This is a genomic window from Microbacterium sp. BLY, from assembly GCF_017939615.1.
Classification (GTDB): domain Bacteria; phylum Actinomycetota; class Actinomycetes; order Actinomycetales; family Microbacteriaceae; genus Microbacterium.
Genome location: NZ_JAGKSR010000001.1, coordinates 353,803 through 378,204 on the forward strand (window position 1 = coordinate 353,803; position 24,402 = coordinate 378,204).

The following is a 24,402-nucleotide window of genomic DNA, read 5'->3' on the forward strand; positions in this document are numbered from 1 at the left end:
TCGTCAGCTTTCGTCGAGGAGGGCGGGACGGGGCAGCGCGGCGAGCGCGCTGCCGAGGACGGCGGCCGCCGCGACGGCGGCGGGGGCGAGCAGCGCGGCGGGACTCGCGGCGGCGAGCGCGGTCGTGCCGCCGCCGACGGAGGCCAGCCCGAGGCCCAGCACCGCCGGACCGAGGGATTCCGTCACGACGACGCCGACGAGCAACCCGGCACCCGCGATGCCCGCGGCCCGGATCAGCACGACGGCACGGATCTCCGCCGCGGTCGCGCCGAGCGTGCGCCGCAGACGCCGGTCGGACGCGTCGCGCGCCGCCTCCAGCTGTCCCCGCAGCGCGAACACCAGGAGCAGCACCGCGGCGGCCGCCGCGCCGGCGACGCTCGCCGCCACCGAGAGGGCCCGGATGGTGTCGCCCAGGGTGAATCGCACGAACCGCTCGACGTCCGTGAAGGACGCGGCCGGATGGGCGCGGGCGAGCTCCGCTGCTTTGACCGTCGGGTCCACCCCGGCGCGGAGGTCGAGCATGACGGTCTCCCACAGGGGTGTGCCATGGTCGCCGGTCCACGCGACGGTCTTGCCCGATCGCCCGCCGTTGGTGATGTCGTTGTAGATGCCGGAGAGCCGGAGCGGGCGCGTGTCCCCCGCCGGCCCCACCTCGACGATCTCGCCGATGTCGGCGGCGGCGTTCTGCGCGGCGAGCGTCGACAGCGCGATGTCGCCCTCCGCCGGCGCCCCGCCGCGCACGTAGGTGACCGGGAAGACCGAGGTGTCGCCCACTTCGAGGGCGATCGCCTCCGCACCCGTCGCGGTGACGAGGGTCATGCGGAAGCTGGTCGTGGTCGCGAGGCGGTCGACGTCAGGGTCGTCGTTCAGCGCCCGAGTCAGGTCCGCCCCCGCACCCTCCTCACCTCCGCCGCGGAGGAAGGCGCGGAGATCGCTCTGCCCGACCCCCATCGTGGTGACGAACTCGGGCGCCTCCATCGTCTGGGTCATCCGCTGCGGCAGCCCGGCGAGGGCGACGGCGAACCCGACCATCGCGACGAGCAGCACGGATGTCGCCTTCCGCGCGGTGAGTTCGCGCACCGCGAGCCGGACGCCGAGCGGGACCGGGAGATCCCAGCGCAGCGGACGCAGCCGGCGCGGGCGACGGCGCGCGATCGCGGGCCGGGTGAGCGCGACGAGCGGGCTGATCCGCCGCACGCGGCGCAGCACGAGAGCGGCGAACAGCACGGGGATCGCACCGGCGACGACGACGGCGACGGCCGGAGCGGCGAGCGCGGCCGGGGACGGGGTCGCGGGCGGCGCGTCACCGGGACGGAGGAGGGCGGCGAGAGGAAGCGCGGCGGCTCCGGCGATGAGGAGCGCGACGGCCGCGTGGGCCGCGTATCCGCCCAGCAGGGTCCGGGAGACCTCGCGGTGGGAGAAGCCGATCGCCCGGAGCACGCCGAGCCGCCGGGCGTCCTGTTCGAGGGCCGTGAGGACCATGATCCGGAGGCAGAGCAGAGCGATGGCGAGCAGCCCGAGACTCACCACGATGCCGAGCGCGGCGACGAGGCCGCCCGTCAGCCCGGCGATGAGCCGCAGCAGGCTCCCGTCGACAGCGGCGCCGTTGGCGGGAAGGTCGGCGAGCCGGTACGCGTCCGCGAAGCGGTCGGCCGCTCCCTCCGCCAGACGGAAGGTGAGGATGTGCTCGGTCGGGAGCACTTCCGCGAGCTGCGCCCAGTCGGACGCGGAGAGGAGGAGTCGCTTCGAGTTGACCAGGCCCGGCCCCATCTGCGCGTCCCGGACGATCTGCGACACGGTGAAGGTGCGGGCCTCCCCCTGCGCGACGATCGCGAGTTCGTCGCCGGGGACGAGGTCGTACGCCTCGGCGTAGTACGTGGGCACGCCGATCTCGCCCTCGCCGACGCGCGCGGGGGCGCCGTCCGCATCGACGAGGAAGTCGAAGCGCGGGTTCTGGGTGACGAGCAGGAGGTCCATCACGCCGTCGCGCGCGGCGTCCGAGGTGCCCTGCAGGCGCAGGTCGAGGTTGTCGAGCTGGAGCGCGACCTGCGTCTGGTGGTCCTCCACGAGGTCCGGGTGCTGCGCGGCGAACGCGTCGAGGGCCTGCGGGTCGACCGCGCCCACGTGCATCTGCACCGCGTCGGGTCCGGCGGCGTCGGCGAACAGGCGCTCGGTCTCCCCGACAGCCGACTGGAGGGTCGCGACGCCGGCACCGGCGGTCGCCGCGCTGATCGCGATGAGCAGCACGAGCGAGACGCTGCTGAGCGGGTTCCGCCGGATGCGCGCGAGGATCATCCGGCCGGACGCCGCGAGCGCCGTCACGATGCCGGGGAGGACGGGAGCGACCAGCCCTGGAGGATCGCACGGATGCCCTCCTCGAACTGCCGCTCGGGCGACGACGCCCACCCCGCGGCGAGGAGGCGCCCCAGGTTCGGGAGGGCGGCGAGGAGCGCGGCCTCCTCCTCGGAGCCGCCGCCGGCCGCGCCCGCGCCTGCCCCCTCGGACTCGGCGCCGGCCGGAGTGCTGAACTCCCCCATCGCCGAGGCGACGGTCGTCATCACGAGGACGTTGACGAGATCGCCGAGCGCGGGGTCCAGCGGGGCGCCGCGCTCGATCATCGCCCCGATGGCCCGGTCGGCGACGGCGAGCGCGGCCGGCGAGGTGATCGGGTGGGTGGCGACGATCGGGATGAGGCCGGCGTGGGCGGCGAGCGTCCGCCGGATCGTCCGCATGAGCTCCGCGGCGTACGTTCGCCAGTCCGTGGTCGTCGGCGCGTCGGGGAGCGGCAGCTCGATCCAGAACTGGTCGGCGAGCGCCGCCGCGAGCTCCGCCTTGCCGGGGAAGTGCCGGTACGCCGTCATGGGGTCGGCGTGCAGGGCCGCCCCGAGACGACGCATCGTGAGCCAGTCGACGCCGTTCTCGTCGACGAGGTCGCGGGCGGCCGACAGCACGTCGTCGCGGGAGATGCGCGGGGGTCGAGGGCTCATCATCGGTGTCCTTTCCGGCGGCGGAGGGAGAAGAGGGCGACGGCGACCAGTCCGAACGCGGCGGTGTAGCCGAAGAGGACGAGCGCCGGGCCGAGCGCGTCGGGCAGACCGCCGTGCTCCAGGCTGAGGACCCGCAGGGCGTGCAGCGCCCAGTAGGCCGGGGAGATCGGGGCGACGGCCTGCATCCACTCCGGCAGCGTCTCCACCGGTCCGAACGCGCCGCCGATGCCGGCCATGAGCATCGCGACGACGTTCCCGACGACCATCGCGAGTTCGAACGACGGGGAGGCGGCCACCAGCAGGAGCCCGAACCCGATCATCGCCGCCGAGAACGCCACGAGCACGAGCAGGATGCCGAGCAGCGAGCCCCCGGGGCGATAGCCGAACAGGAGCGCCCCGCCGAGCAGCACCACGAGGAACTGCGCGACCTGCGCGGCGAACGCCGTCATCGACTTCCCGAGGAGGATGTCGGCGCCGCGCGCCGGGGAGATCCGCAGTCGCGGGCCGGTGCCCCACTGGTCGTCGCGGAAGAAGGCCGTGACCACCTGCTGGACGCACAGGAGTGCGAACAGGACGGCCAGCCCTGGCACCGCGTAGTCGACGCCGACGGCGGAGGGATACCCCGCCGCCACCAGCTGCGCCTGGGCGCCCGGGGCGAAGAACGGGATGAAGAACAGCGGGAGGACGGTCATGACGATCACGGGCGACGGGTCGCGGGTGAGGATCCGCGCGTCGATCGCGGCGACGGCGAGACTATGCCGCAGCATGCGGCACCTCCGCTCCGGCCGGCGTCGTCCCCGCGTCCGCGAGGAGGTTCAGATAGGCGCTCTCGAGGCTCTCGCGGGGGAACTGCACCTCGGTGATCGATCGCGCGTCCTCTCCGAGCGCGCCGAGCAGCTCGGCCAGCAGCGCGCCGGACTGCGCCCGGGGCGACGTGCTCACGAGCCGGCCGTCGTGCGCCTCCCACCCGGTCGGTGCCGCGACGTCCGCACCGAGGTGCACGGTGAGGCGGGTGCCACCCCGCGCCGCGACCAGTGCGCGCACGTCGCCGAGGTCCACGAGAGCGCCGCGGTGCAGGAGCGCGATCCGCGCGGGCAGCTGCTCCAGCTCGGTGAGGTAGTGGGTGGTGTAGACGACGGACGCGCCGTCGGCGGCGACCCGGCGCACCAGGTCGAGGATCTGTCGACGCGATTCCACGTCGGCCCCGACCGTCGGCTCGTCGAGGAACAGCAGGCGCGGGCGGTGGGTGAGGGCCATCGCGAGGTGGAGACGGCGCTGCTGGCCGCCGCTGAGCCGGTCGGCGCGGACGTCGGCGTGGTCGGTGAGCCCCAGCGACGCGATCACCTCGGCACTGCGGGTGCGCAGGGCCCGCCCGCGCACACCGTGGAGGCGCGCGAACCCCTCGACGTTGTCCCGCAGGGTGAGCGTCGGGTACACGCCGAGCCGCTGGGGTGCGCTGCCGATCCGACGGGCCGCCGTCGCACGGTGCGTGGCGAGGTCGATGCCGTCGACCGTCACGGTACCGGAGTCGGGGGCGAGCGAGCCGTCGGCGATGGCGATGAGGGTCGACTTCCCGGCGCCGTTGGGCCCGAGCAGGCCGAGGATCTCCCCGGGCAGGAGGGAGAGGTCCACCCCGGAGAGGACCTGCCTCCCTCCGAAGGATCGGTGGATGCCCTGCAGGTGCAGCCGTGCGTCGTTCATCGTCCTCCTCGGTATATCTACACTGTAGAGTAACTCGAGGACGACGGCAAGGACGCCCCAGCTCAGCCCGTCACCAGGAGGAACCCCAGACCGATCCCGTTCCAGAGGACGTGGGCGGTGATCGTCACGAGAAGGTTGCGCTGCGACACCAGGTAGGCGGCGCCGAGGGCGACGGCGAACCCCACGTAGAGGATCGCCAGCGGCCACTCGTCCACTCCCCGCAGGTGGATGCCGCCGAACACGAGGCAGGAGACCGCGAACGCCACGGCAGTCCCGATCCGCCCGCGACGCGGGGCGAGGGGGACCTCACGGAACACCAGCTCCTCCACGATGGGTGCCGCGACACCGCCTACCCCCACGAAGAGCAGCCCGTCGACGAACGACGACGACGCCGCGAGCACCTCCGCCGCGATCGCCGCCTGGTTCGCCCCGGCGGGAGGGGCCGCGACGAGGAGGAGGACCCCCTGGCTCACCGCCGACGCCACCCCCATCAGCGCGAGCGCCAGCAGCACCGCCCCCGCGGCCAGGAGCGGCCGGGAGCGGGTCGTCCGCCAACTCCGGGCGATGCCGGCCCGGAACGCCCAGCCGCCCCCGAGCGCCAGGCCCGCGTAGCCCGCGTTCTTCACCGCGGCGAACACCGACGCGTCGGCGATGTCGCGACCGACGATGATCCACACCGTGAGCGCCGCGTAGAGGGCGAGGAACACCCCGATCGTCCAGGGTCGGGGCGAGGCGGCCACCGCCTTCGCTCCGTCCGTCATGCCCTCATCCTCCCCGAGCCGCCCGTGATGCTCCAGCCGGGGGTACCGGGGAAAGCCCCGGTGAGTCGCTAGACGCGCCCCCGGCGGCGAACGGCGAGCGCCCACATCCCGACGAGAGCGGCACTGACCCCCGCCAGGAGGAGGTCGAACCGGAGGCCACCCTCGGGAGTGCGCCCCGCGGCGGACGAGGCCGTGGCATCGTCGATCAGCACGGCGTCGATCGCACCGCCGGGGCACGTGACCACGGCCGCGGCCGCCTCACCGGTGACGCGCACCGCGGCGGGTGCCTCCGTCTCCGCCGCGGATGCCTCGTCAGCCTCGGAACAGGTGATGCGCACCTCCGTGTCCGGTTCGAGCTCCACCTCCACCACGGGGGCCTCGTCGCCGACACGAGCGTGCGCGGAGGCGACCGGAACCGCCATCAGCAGGCCGGCCAGGAGCACGCCGGACGCCGCGACCGCGATGGCGCGGCGCCGCGCGCGGCCGTCACGGGCATCGTTCCTGCGCCTCATGTCATCGCTCCCCCCGCGATCCGAACGGTCGCGCTCGCTCTGCTCGTCTCACACCCTGCACGCTCCGCGGGAGCGGTGCCAGAGACCTTGGTCCCCCGCACGGACCGACGACGTGCGCCCGGCCGGTCGTCGGAGTCATCCTCGGGGCGGCGCAGCCGCGACCCGCTACCGCACTCCGCACGAGTGGCTGCGCATGGACTTCCGAATACGTTCCGAATAAGATGAGGGCATGTCCCTCCTCCATGACGGCCGCACCACGACCAGACGATCGTCGGATCTGAGCAAGCACTCGGCGGACGTCTTCGCGGAAGCAGAGGAACACCCCGTCCAGATCACCCGGCGCGACGGCGGCCCCCTGGTCCTGATGTCTCAGGACGAGGCGGACTCTCGCGCGCTGCTGCTGCAGTTCGCCGCAGATCTCCTCACGGTGACGCTCGATGACGAGGGCACCCTCGGCTCCCGCATGACGCGCAAGTTCGAGTGGATGCGCGCCCTCGGAGAAGCCGACCGCGAGACCTGCGCGAAGGATCTCGTCGACGCCGCCCGCGCCTCGTTCTCCACTGGTCAGGCTCACCTCGCGGTCGCCGAGCTGACGTCCTGGCGCGAGACCGCGGCCGCGATCGCCGCCGGGCTCTCCGCGGCTCCCGTCGAATGGCTCGAAGAGGAGCTGCCGACGGAGCGTCCGAGCTAGTGCCGAAGGGCAACGCGGTCTCGCGACCGATCAAGAAGTCCGAGTACTCGATCGTGTTCGCCTCCACCGGCGCGGAGAAGGGGTGGCGCGACCTGAAAGCCACGATCCTCGGGCCTCTGACCGACTCGTGGGATTTCCTCGTCCGAACGCCGACGGAGCGGACGCCGAGCAACTACCCGCTCAAGGGCGAACTCGGCGTCGTCACCTACCGCGGTAGGGATCATGTGCGCTGGCAGCACAAGCCGACCCGCCAGGGTGACGCACGGATCTGGTTCTTCGTGGACGGGCAGACCGTGTTCCTCGAGCAGGTGCACACCGCGCACCCCAATCAGACCAAGTGACCGCGTCCCGAAGGAGAGCATCCGTGCGCCAGAACCCGCCCGCGAACAGACTGGTGGTCGTCGTCGCCGTCCTGCTGACGGTGCTCTTCCTCTGGGCGGCGCTCGTGCGTCCGCTGGTCGACGGCGAGTCCCCCGGCGCGACCCTGCTGGTGTTCGTGACGGGCGTGGTGCTGGCCGGACTGATCGTGTGGATCGTGCTCGGACGGATCCCGCGGCTGCAGCGCGCCCAGCGGAGGGCGCTGCAGGAGCGGGAGCCGCACGCCCGGGTGTTCGGCTCGTATGCCCTGAACGGGGTCGCCGCGTTCCTGTCGCGCGCGATCCCCGCGCTCGGGCTCGGCGACGCCCCGCGCGGCCTCCTGACGTCGAGCCCCACGGGGGTCATCGACCCCTCCGGGTTCCGGCTGATCCGCGGCGGCGCGCGCCTCCTCACCGCGTACCGCGTGCCCCGCGACCGCATCCGGGGCGTGACCACGGGCGGCCTCCAGGAGGGTGCCTTCTGGTACCCGACCTTCGTGCTCGTCGTCTCCCACGGAGCCGAGCAGGCTCTGATCCCGGTGCCGGTGACCAGGGACGGCGCAGCGCTCCGCCGCGAGACGCCCGACGGGATGGACCGTCTCGTCGCCGACGCGGCGCGGATCTGGGGCGTCCCGGTCCTCGGCGACGACGGCGACCGCTCGCGCGCCGCCTGACGCCCGGTCCGGACGGACTTCGTCCGTCGGTGTCACGGTTCGCCCTCGACGGGACATGTCTGTCATGAATGGACCCTGACGATGCACGATGCGGAGCGATCATGACCGATACCGACAGAGACCTCGATACCCGGCTGCAGGCCGCGCGCCGCCCCACGCCCGAGATCCGGTCGGCGACGGCGGCGATGCTCGCCCGGGAGACGCGTGATCACGCGCGTCGTCGGCGGCACCGCTTCGCGTTCGCGACGGCCGCGGGGGCGGTCGCCCTCGGGATCGGGGCGGTGACGGCCGGGCCTACCGTCGCCAGCAGCGTCCAGGCGTTCCTCGCCCAGTCGGGGTGGACGAGCGAGGGAACCGAGGTCATCGAGAACAGCGAGTTCATCGACACCGCGGCGCCGGACCTGGCGGACTACCTCGACACCGTCTTCCCCGACGACCTGCCCCTCGCTCCCGGTCAGACACGGGCGGGCGTGATCGACGAGGTGGTCGACGCCCAGACTCCGGCCCTGCGCCAGGAGGTGGGTCTGCGCCGTGACATCGAGAGGGCCGTCCGCCTCGGCTGGCTGTCGGAGTGGCTCCACGCCCACCCGGACGGCGACACGGCACGGATGACGGAGGCGTCGCAGGTGCTCGTCGCCTCCCTGGACTGGACGGCGTTCGTCGCCACGGACGGGGGCGGGGTCATGGCGCAGGATGCGGCGTTCCTGCGGGCCGTCGCCGACGGTGACGCCGAGGCCGCGCGCGCCTTCGCACAGTTCGACGGCGCCCCCTTCTGGGACGGCACCGACCGGTCGGCGCTGATCGCGACGATCCTCGAGGACGTCCGGTGACGGGCGCCGAGGTGTCTCGCACGACCGATCCTCTCCGCACTGCCATGACCGCACCGACCGAGGCCGACGCGGCGCGCCGGGTCGAGGTCCTCGTGCGCGACCTCATCCCGGACCTGGTCGGATACTTCGTGAACCGACTCGACGACCGGGAGCGGGCGGCCGACGCGACCGCCGACACGCTGCTCGTGCTCTGGCGGAAGGTGCGCGCCCTGCCGGACGATCACGAAGAGGCCCGGCGGTTCGCCTTCGGCATCGCCCGCCGGGTGCTCCTCGCCGACCGCCGCCGCGGGCATCGCCACAACGCCCTCGCCGATCGGCTGCGAGCAGAGACGCGCGAGATCGTCGTCCCGGAGCCCGGCTTCGACGTCGAACTGCGGGAGGCCTTGGCGCGGCTGCCGGTCAAGGATCGCGAGATCGTGCTGCTGGTCGCGTGGGAGGGGCTTAGCGTGGCCGATGCGGGGCGCGTGATGAAGGTCAGCCCGGAGGCCGCCCGGGCCCGGTACTCGCGGGCGCGGGCCCGTCTTCGGACGATGCTCGGGGAGAGTAGATGACGAGCGTGAGCCCGTCCGTCCCGTTGAGGCGGAGCTGCTCGCGGGTGAAGGCCTGCGCGCCGCCTCCGGGCCGGAGGAGGCGGATGACGGCGCCGCGCTGCGCACGGACGTCGTGTCGCGCCCAGATCCGTCGGAACGTCGCACTCGCCCGCGAGAGCTCCGCCGTCAGCTCCGCGAGGCGCGGGTCGTCCGCGGCCCCGAGGGCGTACCGGAGGCTCGCCGTCAGGCAGGCGGCGACCCCTTCCCACTCGGGGTGCATCGCCCGCTCGTCGGGGTCCAGGTACAGGTCGCGCAGCTGATTGCGGCCCGGTCGCAGGCGCGGGTTGAGTGCCTGGGCCGCCGTGTTCGCGGCGAGGACGGTGAGGGCGGCGTCTTCGACGTACGCCGGATGCTCCAGCGCCTCGATCAGGTCGAGCGCGGTCCGCGGCACCTCCTCGACCGACGGGCGCGGGAGCACGACGGGCGGGTCCGCGGCGAGCGCTCGCAGGTACGCGGCCTCATCGTTATCGAGACGCAGGGCCCGCGCCAGCGCGTCGAGCACCTGCGTGGAGGGGGTGCGGTCCTTCCCCCGTTCGAGCCGGAGGTAGTAGTCCGCGCTGATCCCCGCGCGCAGGGCGACCTCTTCGCGGCGGAGCCCCGGGACGCGTCGCCCGCCCGGAGCGACGATCCCCGCCTGAGCGGGAGTGACCTGATCGCGGCGGGCGCGGAGGTAGGCGCCCAGGCGGTTGTCGCGCGCCGGCCGCGTCGTGCGGGGCGGGTGTCCGGCGTCCGCGGGAGGGGGGTCTGCCAGGACCCCGGTCGATCCGGGTCCTGGTCGGTGGCTGTCGGCGTTCATACGCTCGTCAACATCTGTTGCGATGAAGGTATTTCAGGAGGATTCCATGGGTGTTGCGCTCGTCACCGGGGCGAACAGGGGCATCGGCTTCGAGGTGGCCCGGCAGCTGGCCGAGCGCGGCCACGTCGTCTACGTCGGCGCGCGGAACCGCGCGCACGGCCACGCGGCGGCGTCCCGGATCGGGGCGCGCGTCGTTGCCCTCGACGTGACCGACGACGCGTCGGTCACGCAGGCCCTCGGCCGGATCGCGGACGAGGAGGGCCGGCTCGACATCCTCATCAACAACGCGGGCGTCCAGGAGTTCGATCCCGTGGACGGGCCGCTGGCTCTGCGTGCGTTCGACACGAACGCCGTCGGCGTGGTGCGCGTCACGGAGGCGGCGCTCCCCCTCCTCCGCGCGGCGGCGGTCCCGACCGTAGTGACCGTGTCCAGCAGTGCCGGGTCGTTCGGGGCGGTGACGGACCCGGAGCGGCCGGAGTACCACCTCACCAACGCGGTGTATGCGGCGTCCAAGGCGGCGGCGACGATGCTCACGCTGCAGTACGCCAAGGCCCACCCGGAGATGCGGATCAACGCCATCGAACCCGGGTACACCGCCACCGACATGACCGCCGGCTTCGAGGGCGGGCGCCCCGTCGAAGACAGCGCCCGCGCGGTGGTGGAGCTGGCGACGCTCGGCGCGAGCGCCCCGACGGGCACGCTGCGCGACGAGAACGGCGTGCTGCCGTGGTGACGATCGGGGTCCTCGGCGCGGGGCAGGCGGGCTCCGTCTTCGCGCGAGCGGCGATCAGCGCCGGGTACGACATCGTGATCGCCAACTCCCGCGGCCCGCACACCCTCCGCGCGCTGGTCGGAGACCTCGGGCCGCGAGCGCGCGCCGCGACCGCCGAGGAGGCCGCGGAGGCGGCGGACGTGGCGTTCCTGGCCTTCCCCTACGCGCCCCACCACCGGCTGCCCGCCGCCGAGCTGGCGGGGAAGATCGTCATCGACAACAACAACTACATGCCCTGGCGCGACGGGAGGTTCCCCGAGGTCGACGCCGGAGCGGCGACCATCCAGGAACTCCGGCAACGGCAGCTCCCGCAGTCCCTGGTCGTGAAGGCGTTCAGCCACGTGCAGTTTCACGGTCGGGTCCCGGCGCGAACGCCGGAGGACGCCGTGCCGGCCCTGGTCCGGCTCGCGCGCCCGCGCGGCGCACGCGACCGCAGCGCTCTCGTCGTCTCGAGCGACCACCCCGAGGCCGTCGCGTTCGTCACCAGGCTGTACGACGACCTCGGATTCGACGCCGTCGACAACAGTCCGCTCGCCGAGTCCTGGCGCAGCGCCCCAGGCACTCCGATGTGGGCGCCGTCCGTCGACGGGCAGACCCGCGCGCAGCTCCGGAGGAATCTGGCACTGGCCGGCGCTGCCGGGTGAGCGCCGCTCGGGGCCGACGTCGGGGCGCTCACCGGCGCGGCGAGGAATCCCGCCCGAAGGAGTCCAGCGCCGTGCGGTAGGACGCGGCGTCATTCCGCACGTCGTCGGTGACGAGGAGAGCGCGGGAGCCGATCTCGCGGACGTACGTCCCCCGGCACGGCAGCGTCACCACCCTCACGAGCCCGCGGCGCCAGGCGTCGGCCAGCGTCGCGACGTTCCGGTGTTCCGGGCTGTCCGCGATCGTCCGCAGGTGGGTGGCGAGGTGCGCCTCGGAGCCGCGCCGCTCCCACGCACGGTAGGCCGGATCGTCGAGCACCTCCGTCCCGAACTCCTCCTGGGCCGTCGGGCCTGTGAGCTGAGCGAGCAGCGTGGCCCGTTCGCCGGGGCTGAGCGTCAGGTCGAGCGCACGGTCGAACAGCGCCGGGTCGGGCTCGGTCGCGGCGTGGGCGACCGCGTCGTCCCAGATGCGGTGCCATCCCGCCGACCAGCGCTCACGGGTCGCGTCGTCGACGGGACGCGACGCGGCCTCCGGCCGATCCACCAGGAGCGGCGGGAGGGCAGCGCCGACCGGGTCCAGCCGGTGCGCCTCCCGGATCCACAGCAGTTCGAGCAGCACGTGAGGGCGGTCCTCGATGGTGATCGTCATGTCAGGGGGCCACGGGTTCCCGGGCATCGGTGTCATCGATCGCATACCTTCACGGAGACCTCTCCCGGCGGACCCTCCGCCTTCTCCGACGCTACGTCGCCTCCCCCGGTTCGTCTGTCGGCCGTTCGGCGGACACGCTCCCCCGCCCGTTCCGGAATGCGGGCGCGGGCGTCTCGCCGTCCGCCTCGGCCGCACCGAATCGACCCGTGTACTGCAATGCTGTGACCGTGCTCTTCTCTCTCGGCATCGTGCTGCTGAACGCCTACGCGGTCCTCCTCATCCTGCTGCGCGCGCCGGTGTACCGCACCCCGCTGTACCGGCCCATGCTGTGGAACATCTTCCTCTCGATCCTGCCGGTGCTCGTCCTGCTGATCGGCGGGGGCATCGGCCTCGTCCTCCTGCTCTTCGCACGACCGGTCGGCTTCGCAGTGCTCGCCGTGACGGGCATCATCTGGTTGCTCCTGCTGCCGAATGCGAGCTACCTGATCACCGAGCTGAACCAGTCCCACCGCCGACCCGACGACCCCGTCCCACTCTGGTACGACATCATCCTCGTGATCACGCTGGCGATGTCGGGAGTGATGAACACCGTGGTCAACGTCCTCCTCGTGCACATCATCGTCGGCCTATCCGTCTACCGCACGGACAGCGCAGAGGACCTCTTGCGGGCCGGCCCGCTGGGGGCCGTCGGCGTCGTGCTGCTTCTCCTCGGATTCGGCATGTACCTCGGCCGGTACCCCCGCTTCAACAGCTGGGACCTGCGGCACCCCGCCGCGTTCGTCACGAAGCTCACCACGCACTTCCGCGCCCCGGGAAACCTGCTGGCCTGCGCCGGATTCACCCTCACGTACGCGGTGTTCCTCGCGCTCATCTACCTGGTCACGGCCGGCCCGCTCCTCGACGGGCTGGTGTCCATCGGAGAGCTGCGCCAAACCCTGGAGGCTTCGTGAACGACCACGGCAGAGCTGCCCGCTGACGAGCGTTCCCTCACCCGCAGACCCGCTCCTCACCCGCTGAAGCGTCACCCGTGGCGATCGCTGTAGGAGATCAATCGCGCGCTCACGGCAGGCGAGATGGTGATCCAGCCGGGCCACGTCTAGGACGACGTCGACGCCCTCGCTGCGCGGTTCGCGACGACGAGTGCGATCACCGCGGTGAGGACGAAGATGATGGCAGCCGCGATCGCTCCGACTGTCGACACGATCACACCACCCGCGAACGACACGACGGCCGCGACCACGCTCGCAGCGAATCCGCCCCAGACGACGGCCGACGCGGACCGGTGAGCGGCAGCCCACGTAGCGTCGCTCCGCATGGTCGCAACCGTGCGGATGCCCGCAAGAGGATTGCGACGGAGAGCCCCCCGCGCGGCGAGCTCGACCACGATCCCGGTCACCAGAAGCAGGACGGGGAGCACCGCTGCGATCACTTCCACGGGCACAGCCTACGAAGCCACATCCGAGCGTCCAGCGCGAGCGACACGGCGATTGTGCAGCGCCAACACGGCGCAAGCCGCTGCGGGCCCAGCGAGGACGATCATCATCACCCACTGCCAACTCTCGCTGGCGACGAGCACGGCCCCCAGCACGATCAGCCCCGCACCGATGCCCCGCATCGTCGCGGATCCGCGCGGCGAGACTCGCGGGCGTTTCCCGAACGGGATCGGCGTCAGTTCGTTCGCTCGAATGGTGCGCGAAAGCGCTGTGTGGAACAGCACGATCCCGGCGACTGCCGCGACGATTCCGACGACGAACATGCTCTCGACGGTATCAGCGGAGCCCCGACCAGTCGTGAGGGCCACCGACCTCACGTCGCGACTTCGCGACGACGAACACGCCCCGCGATCTCTTTCAGGAAGCGCGCATCATCGACGGGAGGCGGCTCCGGAAGTACTGAAAGACCAGGCTCAAGCCGGCGCGCAGCCACACTGTGGTCTTGCCTCCACCGATGCTGGGTCCTCCCACCAGGAGAACGCGAACGGCTCTCGGCGTCGTAGTTTCGACGTGTGAGATGAGGGTGACTGCCGAAGGAGCTCAGCTGTGCCATCAATGCCTGTCCCGCCACCACCCCCTGCGGGTGCTCCACACGCACCGGCTCCGATGGCGGCGACGAAAATGGGCCGCTGGCGGCCACTGAGCGCCGCGATGAACCAGCACTACGAGACACACCCTCTGTTCGGGCCGGAATACGACGCGATCTACTCTGACGGTGTTGTCTCCGACGAAGAGCAAGTCGCCCTCGATGCGATGCTCGCGGACGAGTCCGCGCAGTTCGCAGCGCTCGTCGACCCGATCCTTGACGCATGCACCGGTGTCGAAGACCTCTACGCCGGAGCGTTCGCCCACCGCGACAACGCCGACTGGGCGCTCCTCGACGTCGAATCGATGACGCGAGAAGAGATCAAGGCGGACTTCATCTTCTCCCGCTGCTATGAGAAGGAGTACCGCGAACGTTGCGCGCCTGCCGCCGAGATGAGACGCTGACGGGACAGTCGGTCGACCACAGACGGGATGGTCCATGAGCGTGTCAGAGCACCAGGCGACGGTCGATCACCCGCGGGGACGGTCTATGAGCCGTGCTGCCTTCCCCGCGTTCGCAGTCGCGCTCGCTATCTTTGCGGCCCTCGCGACGCTTTGGGCGGCGCCGGAACTCACCATCCGATACGCCAGCTTCGCGACGATGATCGCCGCCCTCGCCTCCGCAGTCGTGGCCGCCCGCCGAGGGCCGGCGGGCCTGCGCGCGGCCAGTGCCGTCGTCGCCGTGATCACCCTCATGCTCGGTTCCACGTTCTTCGGTCTGACCTACTCATAGACCGAATCGCGCACCGTCCTGGCCGCGCAGGACGACGCGATCGCCCGCTCGGGCGGTAGCTCAACCCCCAGACAGCAGCGCCGCCACCTCTCCGAATGCTTCGCGGCGACGCGCCACTCGTGCGGCCCGCACGTCTACGTCGCGAACGAACAGCGCCTGCGGCGACGGATGAAACGTGCGCACCACCGTAAGCCCACCCTCGCGCTCGACACCCGGTGCGATGCGCAGCAGCCGGCGCCACGCATGATCGGCGTCACCGCCCTGCAGCAGCACGACCTCCAGTTTCGGCGCGAGCTCCAGCAGATGCAGGATCGTCTCGACGCCGGCATCAAGCTCGGACGCCTTCGGCTTGCGGTTGATGTACCAGGGGTAGGCGTTCCACGGCAGCAGCTCGAAAGGCGAGATCCCCGCCGCCTCAAGCAGGATCGACTGCAGCTCTGCGCTGCCGTCGTCGTTCTCCACGCAGATGAAACCGCTGCCGACCTCATCCTGAGTCGCGGGCCCCGGATCGCGCAGGATGCTGAGCACCCGCGCCTCGACACCGCCATGCAGCGGCGCGACGTACGGTGCCCAGCCTCGGCCCATCTCGCGCAACTCGTCGACGTACTCGTTGACGGGTGCGATGTGCGGCGCATAGCGGTCCGCCCACTGCTGGTCTCGGAACGACTTCAGGGCCATCCGCCTCGGCATGACCCGACCGTATCAAAGCGTGTGCCACCAGCGGGGTCGAGGAGCCATGAGCGTGAGCATACGGGTTCCAGGTGCGCACTTAACAACGAAGCCCGCATCCCCGTCACTTTCAACGGGAGCAGGGACCCTCGAGGCGACGGAGAGAGTTGGGCTCCAAATTGCACCCGGTTCTGAGAGGTCCCCCGCGGCGCTCGCTCGAAATCGGCACCAAAGATGCACCACGCCCCGCCCCAGATACGGAAAAACCCCCGATTTCTCGGGGGTTTCCATGGCGGTGACGGTGGGATTTGAACCCACGGTAGGGGGTTACCCTACACAACTTTTCGAGAGTTGCACCTTCGGCCGCTCGGACACGTCACCGCGGATCAGTTTACGACACCGGGGCCGACCGCGCGAATCGGCGGGTCACCAGGCAGCGGCGACCTCGGCGTGGGCGCGGAGGATGCCGTCGGTCGACCCGGCGGGGGCGCGGCCGATGCCGCACTCCGTCGCGACGCCGAACGCGGGCGCGAACGGCGCCGCGGCGGCGATCCGGCGACGCGCGCCGTCCGCACCGTCCTCCCGGTGCACGAGGCCGAGGTAGAGCTCGTCGACGGGCGTGAGGTCGGCGAGCGGGGCGAAGTACGCCGCGTCGTCGTGGCCGATCGGCACGGGGAGGTGCAGCCAGGTGAGTGTGCGGTGGGACGCCGCGATCACGGCGTTGGCGTAACGGACGAGGGTGCCGGCGTCGGCCGGTTCGAAGAAGTGCTTCTCCCCCGCGTCGCCGTAACAGAGGTGCACGCCCACCTCGACGTCGTCCGGAACGGCGTCGACGAGCGCGGCGAGACGCGACACGAGGCCGTCGAACGGGTCGCCGGGCCACCACGCTTCCATGACGGCGCCGTAGCCGGAGGCGCCCTCGATGATGCCCATCTCGCTGGCGACGTCCCACTGCACCGCGAGGTCGTCGTGCGGGATCGAGGTGAGGATCCCGTCGAGCTCCCGGAGCATGGCGGCGGTGTAGACGGGTTCGATCGCGGCCCGGTCGTCGCCGTGGAAGAACGAGGCGATGACGGCGAGCGGGGTGGGCAGCGACACCTGGAACCGGGTGCCCGCCGGCACCACGCCCTCCTCCCGGAGCCGGGCGAAGAGCCCGTACGACTCGATCGCGGCCGATGCATAGCCCAGCGGCGGCAGCGCGATCGTCGCGGGGTCGACGCCCTCGGCGATGCGCAGGCCCCGGGCGTCGATGCCGGCGGGGAACGGGATGGGCTCGTCGCCGATCCGCTCGATGCCGTCCGCCTGCCCGATGACGTCGGGCTGGAACATGATCCAGTGGAATCGCTTGCCGACCTCGCCGTCCGGGATGCGGCGCAGGCGGTCGCCGAGCAGCTCCGCGGCGGTGCGCATCGTGGTCTCTGCGTCGTCGAAGTTCACACTGCCCACGAGAAGGGCACCCTGGGGCTGCGTCATGCCCTCAGAATATCCCTCGCCGACCCACCCCTTTCCGGCCGAGCCACCCCTCTGCGTGCGACCGGAAGGGGGTGGGACACACGCAAGGGGGTGGGTCGGCGGAGGGGCGGTCGGGATTAGGATTACCTAAGAACCCGCCGCCTCCGGGGGCAGAACGACGGGAAGGATGCAGCAGCATGGGATTCATCACCTCCGCGGCGCTCGCCGAGACCGGATACGTGGTCCTCGACGACGAAGCCACCCCGGTGGACCCGTCCGAGTGGCAGGACCTCGAGTACGTCGGCTGGCGCTCCTCCGGCATCACCCGCTTCGCGCCCCTGACGAGCTACGCGGGCGAGATCGACTGCAACGGCTTCTGGAACCACACCCCGCCGCGCACCGACAAGGACGGCGTCTGGATCCCGTCGCAGGTCGCCGTCGCCCCGACCCTGCAGCGACGCGCGCTGGCACCCGGTGCCGGCATCGGTCGCTGCCGCGTGATCGAACTCCAGCCGAACGACTACGCCGACGCGATCTACAACCTGCACCAGGACGACAACAACCGCCTGAACGAGCCGGGCACCGGCTGGGTGGTCCGCGGGTACTACAACCTCACCGACGACACCGACTCGATGCTCATCCTCCGCTCCGCCCGGTTCGACCCGGCCACCGAGGTCCGGCTGCCACTGCGCGCCGGCTCCCGGATCATCGTCGACACGCAGCGCTTCTGGCATGCCGTGTGGCACCGCGGCACCGGCCCGCGGTATGCGCTCATCACCTCCTGGACCAGCGGTCCCGAGCTCGACGCGTACATCGCCGCGCACCACGGCGACCCGCACCCGCCGACCGTCGACCTCGATCCGCGGCTCGTCGACGAGGCCCAGGTCGAGATGCACCGCCGGATCGAGGAGCGCCGTCGCGCGTTCGAGGCGCAGGGCATCGTGATGGAGCCGCCCGCCGACATGAACCTCGTCGGCTGAGACTCAGACCGTCCGGCCGCCCTCGATCCGCACGACCCGGTCGACCGTCCCCGCGGGCGGCGCCACGTGCGAGATGAGCAGCACCGACTGCTCCCCCGTCGCCCGCAGCAGGTCGCGCAGCAGGACGTCCGACGCCTCGGGATCCACGCCCGCCGTCGGCTCGTCCAGCACGAGCACCGGGAACCCCCGGAGCAGCGCGCGAGCCAGCGCGATCCGCTGCGCCTGTCCGCCCGACACCAAGGCACCGCGGTCTCCGACGCGGGCATCGAGTCCGCCACGCTCGCGCACCCACCCGGCGAGCCCGACCCGGTCGAGCACGGCGAGCAGCTCGTCGTCCGTGGCGGTGTCCTTCGCGAAGAGGAGGTTCTGCCGCACGTCCTCGTCGAACAGCTGCGGGTGCTGCTCGCACAGTCCCACGATGCGCCGCAGCGACGGACCGGACAGGGTGGCGGCGTCGATGCCGTCGATCCGGTACTCGCCGTCGACGCGCAGGAAGCCCACGAGCGCGGCGGCGAGCGAGCTCTTGCCCGCGCCGCTCGCTCCGGACACGAGCACCCGCTCGCCCGGCGCGAGGTCGAGGTCCACGCCGCGCAACGCCGGCGCGCCCCCGGGCCAGTGCGCCGTGGCACCGCGCAGTGTGAGGGCGGGCACGCCGTCGACCTCCCGGTCCTCCCCCGCGTCGGTGCGCAGCTCCGGCGGCATCCGGTCGGGGAGCACGTCCACGATGCGCTCCGCGCTCGCACGGACGCTGCGCCACGAGGCCGCGGCGATCGGGACGGCGCCGAAGACCTCGAACACGACCATCGGCACGAGCACCGCGACCGCGAGCCACGGCGCATCGATCTCCCCGGTGCTCAGGCCGGGCGCGGCCACGGCGAGCGCCCACACCGACGCGACGCCGGCCATCAGCGACACGACTCCGGCGGCGACGGCCTGTGCGAGCGACGCCCGGCCGACGACCCGGCGCAGGGCTGCGTCGGCGACGCGGACCCGCTCCCGGGCCTGCGCCTCCGCACCGAACGCGAGCAGGACGTCGAGGCTGCCGAAGTAGTCGACCAGGGCGGCGGACACCTCGGCCCGTCGGGCGGACACCGCGGCCTCCGCGCGCGAGCCGAAGACCCAGCCGAGCCCGACGGCCGCGAGCGCGGCGACGAGGAGGCAGACGGCGAGGGTCAGCGCGGCGGGCGGCGAGACGAAGGCGAGGAAGCCCACGGCCCCGAGGGCCACGACGCCCGAGACGGCGAGCGGCTGCACCACCCGGAGCGGGAGGTTCTGCAGGTTCTCCACGTCATCGACGAGCGCCGCGAGCACCTGCCCCCGGTCGGTCGCGCCGAGACCGGCGGGCGAGAGCGGGATGAGCCGGCGCACCATGTCGGAGCGGGTGGTCGCGAGCTGCCGGAGCGCGGCGTCGTGCCCGCTCAGTCGTTCCAGATACCGCGTGACGGCGCGGGTCACCGCGAAGAACCGCACCCCGACGACCGCGATGGACAGCGGCACGAGCGAGTCGACGATCGACGCGCTCACGATCAACCAGCCGCTCACGGCGAGGAGGCTCACCGCAGCGGCCGCCGACAGCACCCCCCAGATCAGTCCGGGCAGGAATCGGCGGAACGGCGGCTGCGCGAGCCGGAGCACGTCGCGGACCCGCTCGCTGCGCGTCGTCGCGGTCATGCACTCACCCCCAGCGCCACGATCCGGTCGGCGATCTCCCGCGCCGAGCGACGGTGCGACACGAGGAGGACGACCGCTCCGGCGTCGGCGCGCTGCCGCAGCGACCGCCAGAGGCGCTCCTCGGTTTCCGGGTCGAGGGCGCTGGAGGGCTCGTCGAGCGCGAGCACCCGCGCCGCGCCGTCGTCGTGCCGGTACAGCGCCCTGGCCACCGCGACGCGCTGCGCCTGCCCGCCGGACAGCCCCGCGCCCTGCACACCGAGAACGCGGTCGGCGTCGATCCCCTCCGCGCACGCGGCGTCGAGCGCCCGGCGCACACGGGCGAGGTCGGGAGCAGCATCGCCGAGGGCGACGTTCTCCACCACCGTGCCGCGCAGCAGCCCCGGCGCCTGCCCAGCCCAGGCGAGCCAGTCGGACGGCGCGAGCGCGGCGACGTCCCGCCCGCCCCAGGTCGCCGTCCCCGTGTAATCCACCGCGCCGCGGAGGGCCGCGAGCAGACTCGACTTTCCGGAGCCGCTCGGCCCCTCGATCAGGGTCACGGTCCCCGGCTCCGCGACGAACGACACCGGCGGGAGGTCTCGCACGCGGAGTCCCTCGACCACGAGTTCCCGTCCCGCCTGCACGACCCCGACACGACTGTCAGCCGATTCCGCGGGGTTCGGTCGTGCATCCGTACCGGGATCGTGCCGGCGCGCCCCGCTGCGGTCCCGGTCGCGCGCCGCATCGAGCACGTCGAACACGTCCTCCGTGGCCGCGACACCCTCGGCGGCCGCGTGGAACTGCACACCGACCTGGCGGATGGGGAGGAAGGCCTCGGGCGCGAGGAGCAGCACGAAGAGCCCGACCTCGAGGGTCAGGTCGCCCGAGAGCAGCCGGAACCCCACCGCGACGGCGATGAGCGCGACCGCCAGCGAGGCCAGCAGCTCCATCGCGAACCCGGAGAGGAACGAGAACCGGAGCACCTTCATCGTCTCGCGGCGGTACTCGTCGGCGGTCACCTCGATGCGGTCGGCGGCGCGACGATCCCGGCCGAACAGCCGCAGCGTCGACAGCCCCTGCACCGTGTCGGCGAAGCGGGCGGCCAGGTGCTGCAGCGTCTGCCACTGCTTCTTCTGCACCGTGCGGGTCGCGATGCCGATGAGGATGAGGAACAGCGGGATGAGCGGCAGGGTGATGACGGCCGTCAGTCCGCTCGGCCAGTCCTGCCACCACATGACGGCGACGAGCACGGGCGTCGCGATGACGGTGAGGACCAGCTGCGGGATGTACCGCGCGAAGTACGCGTCCAGGGCCTCCAGCCCGTGGCCGGCGGTGACGGCGATCGCCGTCTGGTTGCGCTGCGCGAGCCAGCCGGGCCCGAGCCGCCCGACCGCCGCGACGAGGGCCGCGCGCAGCTGCATGCCGGTGCGGGCCGCGGCCTGCGTGCCCGCCGCGTCGGAGGCGGCGATGAGCAGCCCCCGCAGCAGCGCCGTCGCCAGCAGCCAGAGCAGCGTGACGGAGACGTCGCGCCCGGCGATCGCCCCGACGATCGCCTCGGTGAGCAGCCAGGCGAAGGCGATCGTCACCGCGGTCTGGAAGACGCCGATCGCGGCCGACGCCAGGAGGAATCCCCGGGCGGCGGCCGCGTATCGGAGCAGCCTCGGATCGACGGGTTTCACGCGTGCGCCGGAGCCCCCTCGATCGACCGGCGGGTGACGCGCTTGCGGAACACCCAGTAGGTCCACGACTGGTACGCGATGACCAACGGCAGGGCGATCAGCGCGGTCCAGCTCATGATCTGCAGCGTATACGGAGTGCTCGATGCGTTGGCGATCGTCAGGCTGTACGCCGGGTCGATCGTCGAGGGCATCACGAACGGGAACAGCGCGGAGAACAGCATGACGACGGCGAACATGACCGTGAGCATGCCGGCGACGAACGCCCACCCGTCGCGGCGCACGAGCGAGAAGCCGACCGCCGCGATCAGGCTGACCGCCGCGAGCGCACCGGCCCCGATGACCAGCCAGAGCAACGGCGCCTCGCGGCCCATCGCGATCGCGACCGTCCAGATCACCGTCGCGGCTGCGACGAGGATCGTCGGGAGGGCCGCCTTCTTCGCGAGCTTCCGCGCGTCCTCGTGCACCTGGCCGTCCGTCTTCAGCGCGACGAACAGCACGCCGTGCAGGAAGAAGAGGAGGAGGGTCGTGACGCCGACGAGCAGCGCGTACGGGTTGAGCAGCGAGAAGAAGCCGCCGACGTAGATGTGGTTCTCATCGATCGCCACCCCCTGCACGATGTTGCCGAATGCGACGCCCCAGAGCAGCGCCGGGACGACCGAGCCGATCACGATCATCCGGTCGAAGCCGCGCTTCCACTGCCGGCTCTTCCGCTGATGCCGGTACTCGAACGAGACGCCGCGGAGGATGAGCGCGAGCAGGATGAGCAGCAGCGGCAGGTAGAACCCGCTGAACAGCGTGGCGTACCACTCGGGGAACGAGGCGAACAACGACGCCCCGGCCACGATGACCCACGTCTCGTTGAGGTCCCACACGGGACCGATCGTGTTGATGACCTGCCGGCGCGACACGTCGTCCTTGCCGAGGAACGGCAGCGACATGCCGACACCGAAGTCGAACCCGTCGAGGACGAAGTAGCCGACGAACAGGAAGGCGACCACCCAGAACCAGATCGTTGCGAGATCCATGATGCTCGTTCCTCTCAGTACACGACCGACGGCAGCTGAGCCGTCTCCTCATGGGGCTGTTCGTCGGTGTCCGGCCCCTTCTGGGCGGCCTTGACGATCAGCTTGACCTCGACCACGGCCAGCGCGGCGTAGATCGCGGTGAAGGCGATCAGCGAGATCAGGACCTCGACGCCGGTCACGCCGGGCGAGACACCGTCGCGCGTGGACATCAGGCCGAACACGATCCACGGCTGTCGGCCCATCTCGGTGAACACCCAGCCCATGATGTTGGCGGCGAGCGCGAGCGGGAACGACCAGATGGCGACCTTCCACATCCACGGCGCGACCGGCTTCGTGGCCTTCTTGCGGGTGACCCAGAGGCCGGCGACGGCGACGAGGGCGGCGGCGATGCCGAGGCCGATCATCCAGCGGAACGACCAGTACGTGATCCAGAGGACCGGGGCGAAGTCGGTGAGGCCGGTGCTCGCGTAGGTCTGGGCGTACTCGGCGTTGAGGTCGTTGATGCCGTGCACACACGCGTCGAGCGTGTGGGTCGACAGCAGCGACAGCAGGTACGGCACCCGGATCGAGAACAGCTCCGAGCTGCCGTCCGGCGTCCCCAGCGTGAAGATGCTGAAGGAGGCGTCGGCGCCGCAGACGGTGTTGAACGTCGCCTCCGCGGCCGCCATCTTCATCGGCTGCGCGGCGTACATCGCCAGACCCAGCTGGTCACCGGTGAGCACGACGCCCGCGGTCGAGAAGATCATCGCCCAGAGGCCGAACTTCAGCGAGATGCGCATGGTGTCGAAGTGCTGCCCGCGGGCCAGGTGCCACGCGGACACCGAGATGACGACACCGGCGGCGAACATGAGCGCGCCGAAGATGGTGTGCGGGAACGCGGCGAGAGCGACGGGGTTGGTCAGCAGCGCCCAGAAGTCGGTGAGCTCGGCACGGTTGGTCGCCTCGTTGTACGTGTAGCCGACCGGGTTCTGCATGAACGCGTTGGCGGCGATGATGAAGTACGCCGACAGGATGCTGCCGATGGAGACGCACCAGATGGTGGCGAGGTGGATCTTCTGCGGGAGCTTGTCCCAGCCGAAGATCCAGAGGCCGATGAAGGTCGCCTCGAAGAAGAACGCCAGCAGGCCCTCGAAGGCGAGCGGGGCACCGAACACGTCGCCGACGAAGCGGGAGTAGTCCGACCAGTTCATGCCGAACTGGAACTCCTGCACGATGCCGGTGACCACGCCCATGGCGAAGTTGATGAGGAAGATCTTCCCGAAGAACCGGGTGAGGTGCAGGTACTGGACCTTGCCCGTCCGGACCCACGCCGTCTGGAAGATCGCGGCGACCAGCGCCATCCCGATCGTCAGGGGGACGAAGAGGTAGTGATAGACGGTCGTCAGGCCGAATTGCCATCGGGCCAGAGCGAGCGGATCAAGCCATTCCATGAGCGACTCCCGTTCTGTTCGACGCCTGCGCGGCGGTGTCGCGCAGCTGTACGGTGCATTCGGAAGGGAGCGCTGCTTCGCGCACATGCTCTGCTTCGAGCGGTCCCCCCGCTTCTGCAAGGATGCCCTGCATCAGCCCGAGATGCACCTGGCAGAGCATCGGGCGGTCCTCCGGACGGCCGGCGGCGTGCGGACACGGGCTCAGGTCGACGGTCAGGCCGCGGTCGTCCACGACGGGCTCGAAGCCGCTCTCCTCGAGGTGCTCGACGAGGGCGTCGAGCTGGTACGTGGCGTCCTTCCCCAGCGCGGTCGCGGTGCCGGGGAGGACGCTGCGGAGCAGGTCGCCGCGACGAGCGGCGGCCTTGGCCTTGCTGCGCGCGACCGGGCTGGAGGCGTCCGGGGCTCCGGTGGCGGCGCGGTACAGCGTGCGCGGGCGGCCGCGCGTGGTGCGGTGCTCGATGGTGGGGATGACATACCCGCCCTCGATGAGCCGCTGGAGGTGCTCGCGCACCGTGTTGGCGTGCAGACCCGTGGCGTCGCAGAGGTCGGCGATCGCGAGTTCCCCGGAGCCACCGGAGTGCCGGGCTTCGAAGAGGAGGTGCAGGATGCGCACCCGGGAGTAGCTGGAGATCGGCCCGCAGACGGACCCGCCATTGGACATGCCTCAATTATCGGCCGGAACCGCTCGGCGCCGGGGGACCCGGGCCGTGAATAATCGCCTGGTCGATAGGGATGTCTGATCCCGCCGA

Annotated in this window: 28 protein-coding genes and 1 tRNA gene; 11 read left to right on the plus strand and 18 right to left on the minus strand. The window is 71.7% G+C overall.

Annotation, left to right across the window (positions count from 1 at the left end; all coding sequences use genetic code 11):
• Nucleotides 1–3: 3 nt before the first annotated feature.
• The 6 genes from KAF39_RS01935 to KAF39_RS01960 all read right to left on the minus strand — a co-directional run bounded on the left by KAF39_RS01935 (nt 4) and on the right by KAF39_RS01960 (nt 5,961).
• Nucleotides 4–2,322, minus strand: a complete 2,319-nt coding sequence (locus KAF39_RS01935) for an FtsX-like permease family protein (RefSeq protein ID WP_210675710.1) — start codon at nt 2,320–2,322, stop codon at nt 4–6.
• Nucleotides 2,319–2,987: a TetR/AcrR family transcriptional regulator gene (locus KAF39_RS01940; protein ID WP_210675711.1), complete on the minus strand. Its 669-nt coding sequence runs from the start codon at nt 2,985–2,987 to the stop codon at nt 2,319–2,321. The genes KAF39_RS01935 and KAF39_RS01940 overlap by 4 nt, the downstream gene beginning before the upstream one ends.
• Nucleotides 2,987–3,754 carry an ABC transporter permease gene (locus KAF39_RS01945; protein ID WP_210675712.1) on the minus strand — a complete coding sequence of 256 codons (768 nt, stop codon included), beginning with the start codon at nt 3,752–3,754 and terminating at the stop codon, nt 2,987–2,989. The genes KAF39_RS01940 and KAF39_RS01945 overlap by 1 nt, the downstream gene beginning before the upstream one ends.
• Entirely contained in the window at nt 3,741–4,688 is a 948-nt protein-coding gene (locus tag KAF39_RS01950) for an ABC transporter ATP-binding protein (RefSeq protein ID WP_210675713.1), read from the minus strand. The genes KAF39_RS01945 and KAF39_RS01950 overlap by 14 nt, the downstream gene beginning before the upstream one ends.
• Before the next feature lie 62 nt (nt 4,689–4,750).
• Nucleotides 4,751–5,449, minus strand: coding sequence for a CPBP family intramembrane glutamic endopeptidase (locus tag KAF39_RS01955; RefSeq protein WP_210675714.1), 699 nt, complete (start codon nt 5,447–5,449; stop codon nt 4,751–4,753).
• 68 nt (nt 5,450–5,517) lie between these two features.
• Nucleotides 5,518–5,961 (minus strand): hypothetical protein, encoded by a 444-nt coding sequence (locus KAF39_RS01960; RefSeq protein WP_210675715.1) that lies wholly within the window; start codon nt 5,959–5,961, stop codon nt 5,518–5,520.
• A gap of 229 nt (nt 5,962–6,190) precedes the next feature.
• On the opposite strand from KAF39_RS01960, the gene KAF39_RS01965 reads away from it, so the two are divergent.
• The 5 genes from KAF39_RS01965 (at nt 6,191) to KAF39_RS01985 (ending at nt 9,063) form a co-directional block, all read left to right on the plus strand.
• On the plus strand, nt 6,191–6,652 hold the full coding sequence (locus tag KAF39_RS01965) for a prevent-host-death protein (RefSeq protein WP_210675716.1): 462 nt from the start codon (nt 6,191–6,193) through the stop codon (nt 6,650–6,652).
• Nucleotides 6,613–6,993: a hypothetical protein gene (locus KAF39_RS01970; RefSeq protein ID WP_210675717.1), complete on the plus strand. Its 381-nt coding sequence runs from the start codon at nt 6,613–6,615 to the stop codon at nt 6,991–6,993. Before KAF39_RS01965 ends, KAF39_RS01970 begins: the two co-directional genes overlap by 40 nt.
• Before the next feature lie 23 nt (nt 6,994–7,016).
• Nucleotides 7,017–7,682 carry a hypothetical protein gene (locus KAF39_RS01975; RefSeq protein ID WP_210675718.1) on the plus strand — a complete coding sequence of 222 codons (666 nt, stop codon included), beginning with the start codon at nt 7,017–7,019 and terminating at the stop codon, nt 7,680–7,682.
• 101 nt (nt 7,683–7,783) lie between these two features.
• The gene (locus KAF39_RS01980; protein ID WP_210675719.1) at nt 7,784–8,512 is read left to right on the plus strand and encodes a hypothetical protein; all 729 of its coding nucleotides are present in this window, start codon (nt 7,784–7,786) and stop codon (nt 8,510–8,512) included.
• A gap of 44 nt (nt 8,513–8,556) precedes the next feature.
• Nucleotides 8,557–9,063, plus strand: a complete 507-nt coding sequence (locus KAF39_RS01985) for an RNA polymerase sigma factor (RefSeq protein WP_210675720.1) — start codon at nt 8,557–8,559, stop codon at nt 9,061–9,063.
• Here the strand turns inward: KAF39_RS01985 and KAF39_RS01990 are convergent.
• Entirely contained in the window at nt 8,987–9,898 is a 912-nt protein-coding gene (locus KAF39_RS01990) for a helix-turn-helix domain-containing protein (RefSeq protein ID WP_210675721.1), read from the minus strand. The two genes, KAF39_RS01985 and KAF39_RS01990, sit on opposite strands and share 77 nt — an antisense overlap.
• Before the next feature lie 46 nt (nt 9,899–9,944).
• Between KAF39_RS01990 and KAF39_RS01995 the strand changes: the two genes are divergently transcribed.
• Both KAF39_RS01995 and KAF39_RS02000 read left to right on the plus strand, forming a co-directional pair.
• Nucleotides 9,945–10,631, plus strand: a complete 687-nt coding sequence (locus tag KAF39_RS01995) for an SDR family NAD(P)-dependent oxidoreductase (protein ID WP_210675722.1) — start codon at nt 9,945–9,947, stop codon at nt 10,629–10,631.
• Nucleotides 10,625–11,314 (plus strand): NADPH-dependent F420 reductase, encoded by a 690-nt coding sequence (locus KAF39_RS02000; RefSeq protein WP_210675723.1) that lies wholly within the window; start codon nt 10,625–10,627, stop codon nt 11,312–11,314. Before KAF39_RS01995 ends, KAF39_RS02000 begins: the two co-directional genes overlap by 7 nt.
• A gap of 28 nt (nt 11,315–11,342) precedes the next feature.
• On the opposite strand, the gene KAF39_RS02005 is transcribed toward KAF39_RS02000, so the two are convergent.
• Nucleotides 11,343–11,960 (minus strand): hypothetical protein, encoded by a 618-nt coding sequence (locus KAF39_RS02005; protein WP_210675724.1) that lies wholly within the window; start codon nt 11,958–11,960, stop codon nt 11,343–11,345.
• Nucleotides 11,961–12,187: 227 nt separating this feature from the next.
• Here KAF39_RS02005 and KAF39_RS02010 point away from each other — a divergent pair, with 227 nt between their 5' ends.
• Entirely contained in the window at nt 12,188–12,910 is a 723-nt protein-coding gene (locus KAF39_RS02010) for a DUF1361 domain-containing protein (protein WP_210675725.1), read from the plus strand.
• Between the two features lie 146 nt (nt 12,911–13,056).
• On the opposite strand, the gene KAF39_RS15875 is transcribed toward KAF39_RS02010, so the two are convergent.
• A complete protein-coding gene (locus KAF39_RS15875) occupies nt 13,057–13,395 on the minus strand; it encodes an SdpI family protein (RefSeq protein WP_210675726.1) in 339 nt (112 codons plus the stop codon).
• Nucleotides 13,396–13,404: 9 nt separating this feature from the next.
• Nucleotides 13,405–13,716 carry a hypothetical protein gene (locus KAF39_RS02020; protein ID WP_210675727.1) on the minus strand — a complete coding sequence of 104 codons (312 nt, stop codon included), beginning with the start codon at nt 13,714–13,716 and terminating at the stop codon, nt 13,405–13,407.
• Nucleotides 13,717–14,059: 343 nt separating this feature from the next.
• Between KAF39_RS02020 and KAF39_RS02025 the strand changes: the two genes are divergently transcribed.
• Together KAF39_RS02025 and KAF39_RS02030 are read left to right on the plus strand one after the other, a co-directional pair.
• Complete coding sequence (locus KAF39_RS02025; RefSeq protein WP_210675728.1) at nt 14,060–14,443, plus strand: hypothetical protein; 384 nt, start codon at nt 14,060–14,062, stop codon at nt 14,441–14,443.
• Nucleotides 14,444–14,528: 85 nt separating this feature from the next.
• Entirely contained in the window at nt 14,529–14,771 is a 243-nt protein-coding gene (locus KAF39_RS02030; protein WP_210675729.1) for a hypothetical protein, read from the plus strand.
• Nucleotides 14,772–14,831: 60 nt separating this feature from the next.
• On the opposite strand, the gene KAF39_RS02035 is transcribed toward KAF39_RS02030, so the two are convergent.
• From KAF39_RS02035 to KAF39_RS02045, 3 genes are all read right to left on the minus strand, one after another.
• A complete protein-coding gene (locus tag KAF39_RS02035; protein ID WP_210675730.1) occupies nt 14,832–15,449 on the minus strand; it encodes a uracil-DNA glycosylase in 618 nt (205 codons plus the stop codon).
• 281 nt (nt 15,450–15,730) lie between these two features.
• Nucleotides 15,731–15,821 (minus strand) — tRNA-Ser (locus KAF39_RS02040).
• 45 nt (nt 15,822–15,866) lie between these two features.
• On the minus strand, nt 15,867–16,913 hold the full coding sequence (locus KAF39_RS02045; protein ID WP_210675731.1) for a hypothetical protein: 1,047 nt from the start codon (nt 16,911–16,913) through the stop codon (nt 15,867–15,869).
• A gap of 176 nt (nt 16,914–17,089) precedes the next feature.
• Between KAF39_RS02045 and KAF39_RS02050 the strand changes: the two genes are divergently transcribed.
• Nucleotides 17,090–17,872: a hypothetical protein gene (locus KAF39_RS02050; RefSeq protein WP_210675732.1), complete on the plus strand. Its 783-nt coding sequence runs from the start codon at nt 17,090–17,092 to the stop codon at nt 17,870–17,872.
• A gap of 3 nt (nt 17,873–17,875) precedes the next feature.
• On the opposite strand, the gene cydC is transcribed toward KAF39_RS02050, so the two are convergent.
• The 5 genes from cydC to KAF39_RS02075 are packed head-to-tail and all read right to left on the minus strand — an operon-like array spanning nt 17,876 to nt 24,314.
• Nucleotides 17,876–19,543 carry a thiol reductant ABC exporter subunit CydC gene (gene cydC, locus KAF39_RS02055; RefSeq protein WP_210675733.1) on the minus strand — a complete coding sequence of 556 codons (1,668 nt, stop codon included), beginning with the start codon at nt 19,541–19,543 and terminating at the stop codon, nt 17,876–17,878.
• Entirely contained in the window at nt 19,540–21,198 is a 1,659-nt protein-coding gene (gene cydD / locus KAF39_RS02060) for a thiol reductant ABC exporter subunit CydD (protein WP_210675734.1), read from the minus strand. Before cydD ends, cydC begins: the two co-directional genes overlap by 4 nt.
• Nucleotides 21,195–22,223: a cytochrome d ubiquinol oxidase subunit II gene (gene cydB, locus KAF39_RS02065; RefSeq protein WP_210675735.1), complete on the minus strand. Its 1,029-nt coding sequence runs from the start codon at nt 22,221–22,223 to the stop codon at nt 21,195–21,197. Before cydB ends, cydD begins: the two co-directional genes overlap by 4 nt.
• Nucleotides 22,224–22,237: 14 nt before the next feature.
• Complete coding sequence (locus KAF39_RS02070; protein WP_210675736.1) at nt 22,238–23,653, minus strand: cytochrome ubiquinol oxidase subunit I; 1,416 nt, start codon at nt 23,651–23,653, stop codon at nt 22,238–22,240.
• On the minus strand, nt 23,640–24,314 hold the full coding sequence (locus tag KAF39_RS02075; RefSeq protein ID WP_210675737.1) for a metalloregulator ArsR/SmtB family transcription factor: 675 nt from the start codon (nt 24,312–24,314) through the stop codon (nt 23,640–23,642). The genes KAF39_RS02070 and KAF39_RS02075 overlap by 14 nt, the downstream gene beginning before the upstream one ends.
• Nucleotides 24,315–24,402 lie beyond the last annotated feature (88 nt).

Bases quoted from the DNA above. Each gene is read 5' to 3' on its own strand.
- KAF39_RS01940 (WP_210675711.1), bottom strand. From the start codon at position 2,987: ATGAGCCCTCGACCCCCGCGCATCTCCCGCGACGACGTGCTGTCGGCC.
- KAF39_RS01945 (WP_210675712.1), bottom strand. From the start codon at position 3,754: ATGCTGCGGCATAGTCTCGCCGTCGCCGCGATCGACGCGCGGATCCTC.
- KAF39_RS01950 (WP_210675713.1), bottom strand. From the start codon at position 4,688: ATGAACGACGCACGGCTGCACCTGCAGGGCATCCACCGATCCTTCGGA.
- KAF39_RS01955 (WP_210675714.1), bottom strand. From the start codon at position 5,449: ATGACGGACGGAGCGAAGGCGGTGGCCGCCTCGCCCCGACCCTGGACG.
- KAF39_RS01960 (WP_210675715.1), bottom strand. From the start codon at position 5,961: ATGAGGCGCAGGAACGATGCCCGTGACGGCCGCGCGCGGCGCCGCGCC.
- KAF39_RS01965 (WP_210675716.1), top strand. From the start codon at position 6,191: ATGTCCCTCCTCCATGACGGCCGCACCACGACCAGACGATCGTCGGAT.
- KAF39_RS01970 (WP_210675717.1), top strand. From the start codon at position 6,613: ATGGCTCGAAGAGGAGCTGCCGACGGAGCGTCCGAGCTAGTGCCGAAG.
- KAF39_RS01980 (WP_210675719.1), top strand. From the start codon at position 7,784: ATGACCGATACCGACAGAGACCTCGATACCCGGCTGCAGGCCGCGCGC.
- KAF39_RS01985 (WP_210675720.1), top strand. From the start codon at position 8,557: ATGACCGCACCGACCGAGGCCGACGCGGCGCGCCGGGTCGAGGTCCTC.
- KAF39_RS01990 (WP_210675721.1), bottom strand. From the start codon at position 9,898: ATGAACGCCGACAGCCACCGACCAGGACCCGGATCGACCGGGGTCCTG.
- KAF39_RS01995 (WP_210675722.1), top strand. From the start codon at position 9,945: ATGGGTGTTGCGCTCGTCACCGGGGCGAACAGGGGCATCGGCTTCGAG.
- KAF39_RS02005 (WP_210675724.1), bottom strand. From the start codon at position 11,960: ATGACGATCACCATCGAGGACCGCCCTCACGTGCTGCTCGAACTGCTG.
- KAF39_RS02020 (WP_210675727.1), bottom strand. From the start codon at position 13,716: ATGTTCGTCGTCGGAATCGTCGCGGCAGTCGCCGGGATCGTGCTGTTC.
- KAF39_RS02025 (WP_210675728.1), top strand. From the start codon at position 14,060: ATGGCGGCGACGAAAATGGGCCGCTGGCGGCCACTGAGCGCCGCGATG.
- KAF39_RS02030 (WP_210675729.1), top strand. From the start codon at position 14,529: ATGAGCCGTGCTGCCTTCCCCGCGTTCGCAGTCGCGCTCGCTATCTTT.
- KAF39_RS02035 (WP_210675730.1), bottom strand. From the start codon at position 15,449: ATGGCCCTGAAGTCGTTCCGAGACCAGCAGTGGGCGGACCGCTATGCG.
- KAF39_RS02045 (WP_210675731.1), bottom strand. From the start codon at position 16,913: ATGACGCAGCCCCAGGGTGCCCTTCTCGTGGGCAGTGTGAACTTCGAC.
- KAF39_RS02050 (WP_210675732.1), top strand. From the start codon at position 17,090: ATGGGATTCATCACCTCCGCGGCGCTCGCCGAGACCGGATACGTGGTC.
- cydC (WP_210675733.1), bottom strand. From the start codon at position 19,543: ATGACCGCGACGACGCGCAGCGAGCGGGTCCGCGACGTGCTCCGGCTC.
- cydB (WP_210675735.1), bottom strand. From the start codon at position 22,223: ATGGATCTCGCAACGATCTGGTTCTGGGTGGTCGCCTTCCTGTTCGTC.
- KAF39_RS02070 (WP_210675736.1), bottom strand. From the start codon at position 23,653: ATGGAATGGCTTGATCCGCTCGCTCTGGCCCGATGGCAATTCGGCCTG.
- KAF39_RS02075 (WP_210675737.1), bottom strand. From the start codon at position 24,314: ATGTCCAATGGCGGGTCCGTCTGCGGGCCGATCTCCAGCTACTCCCGG.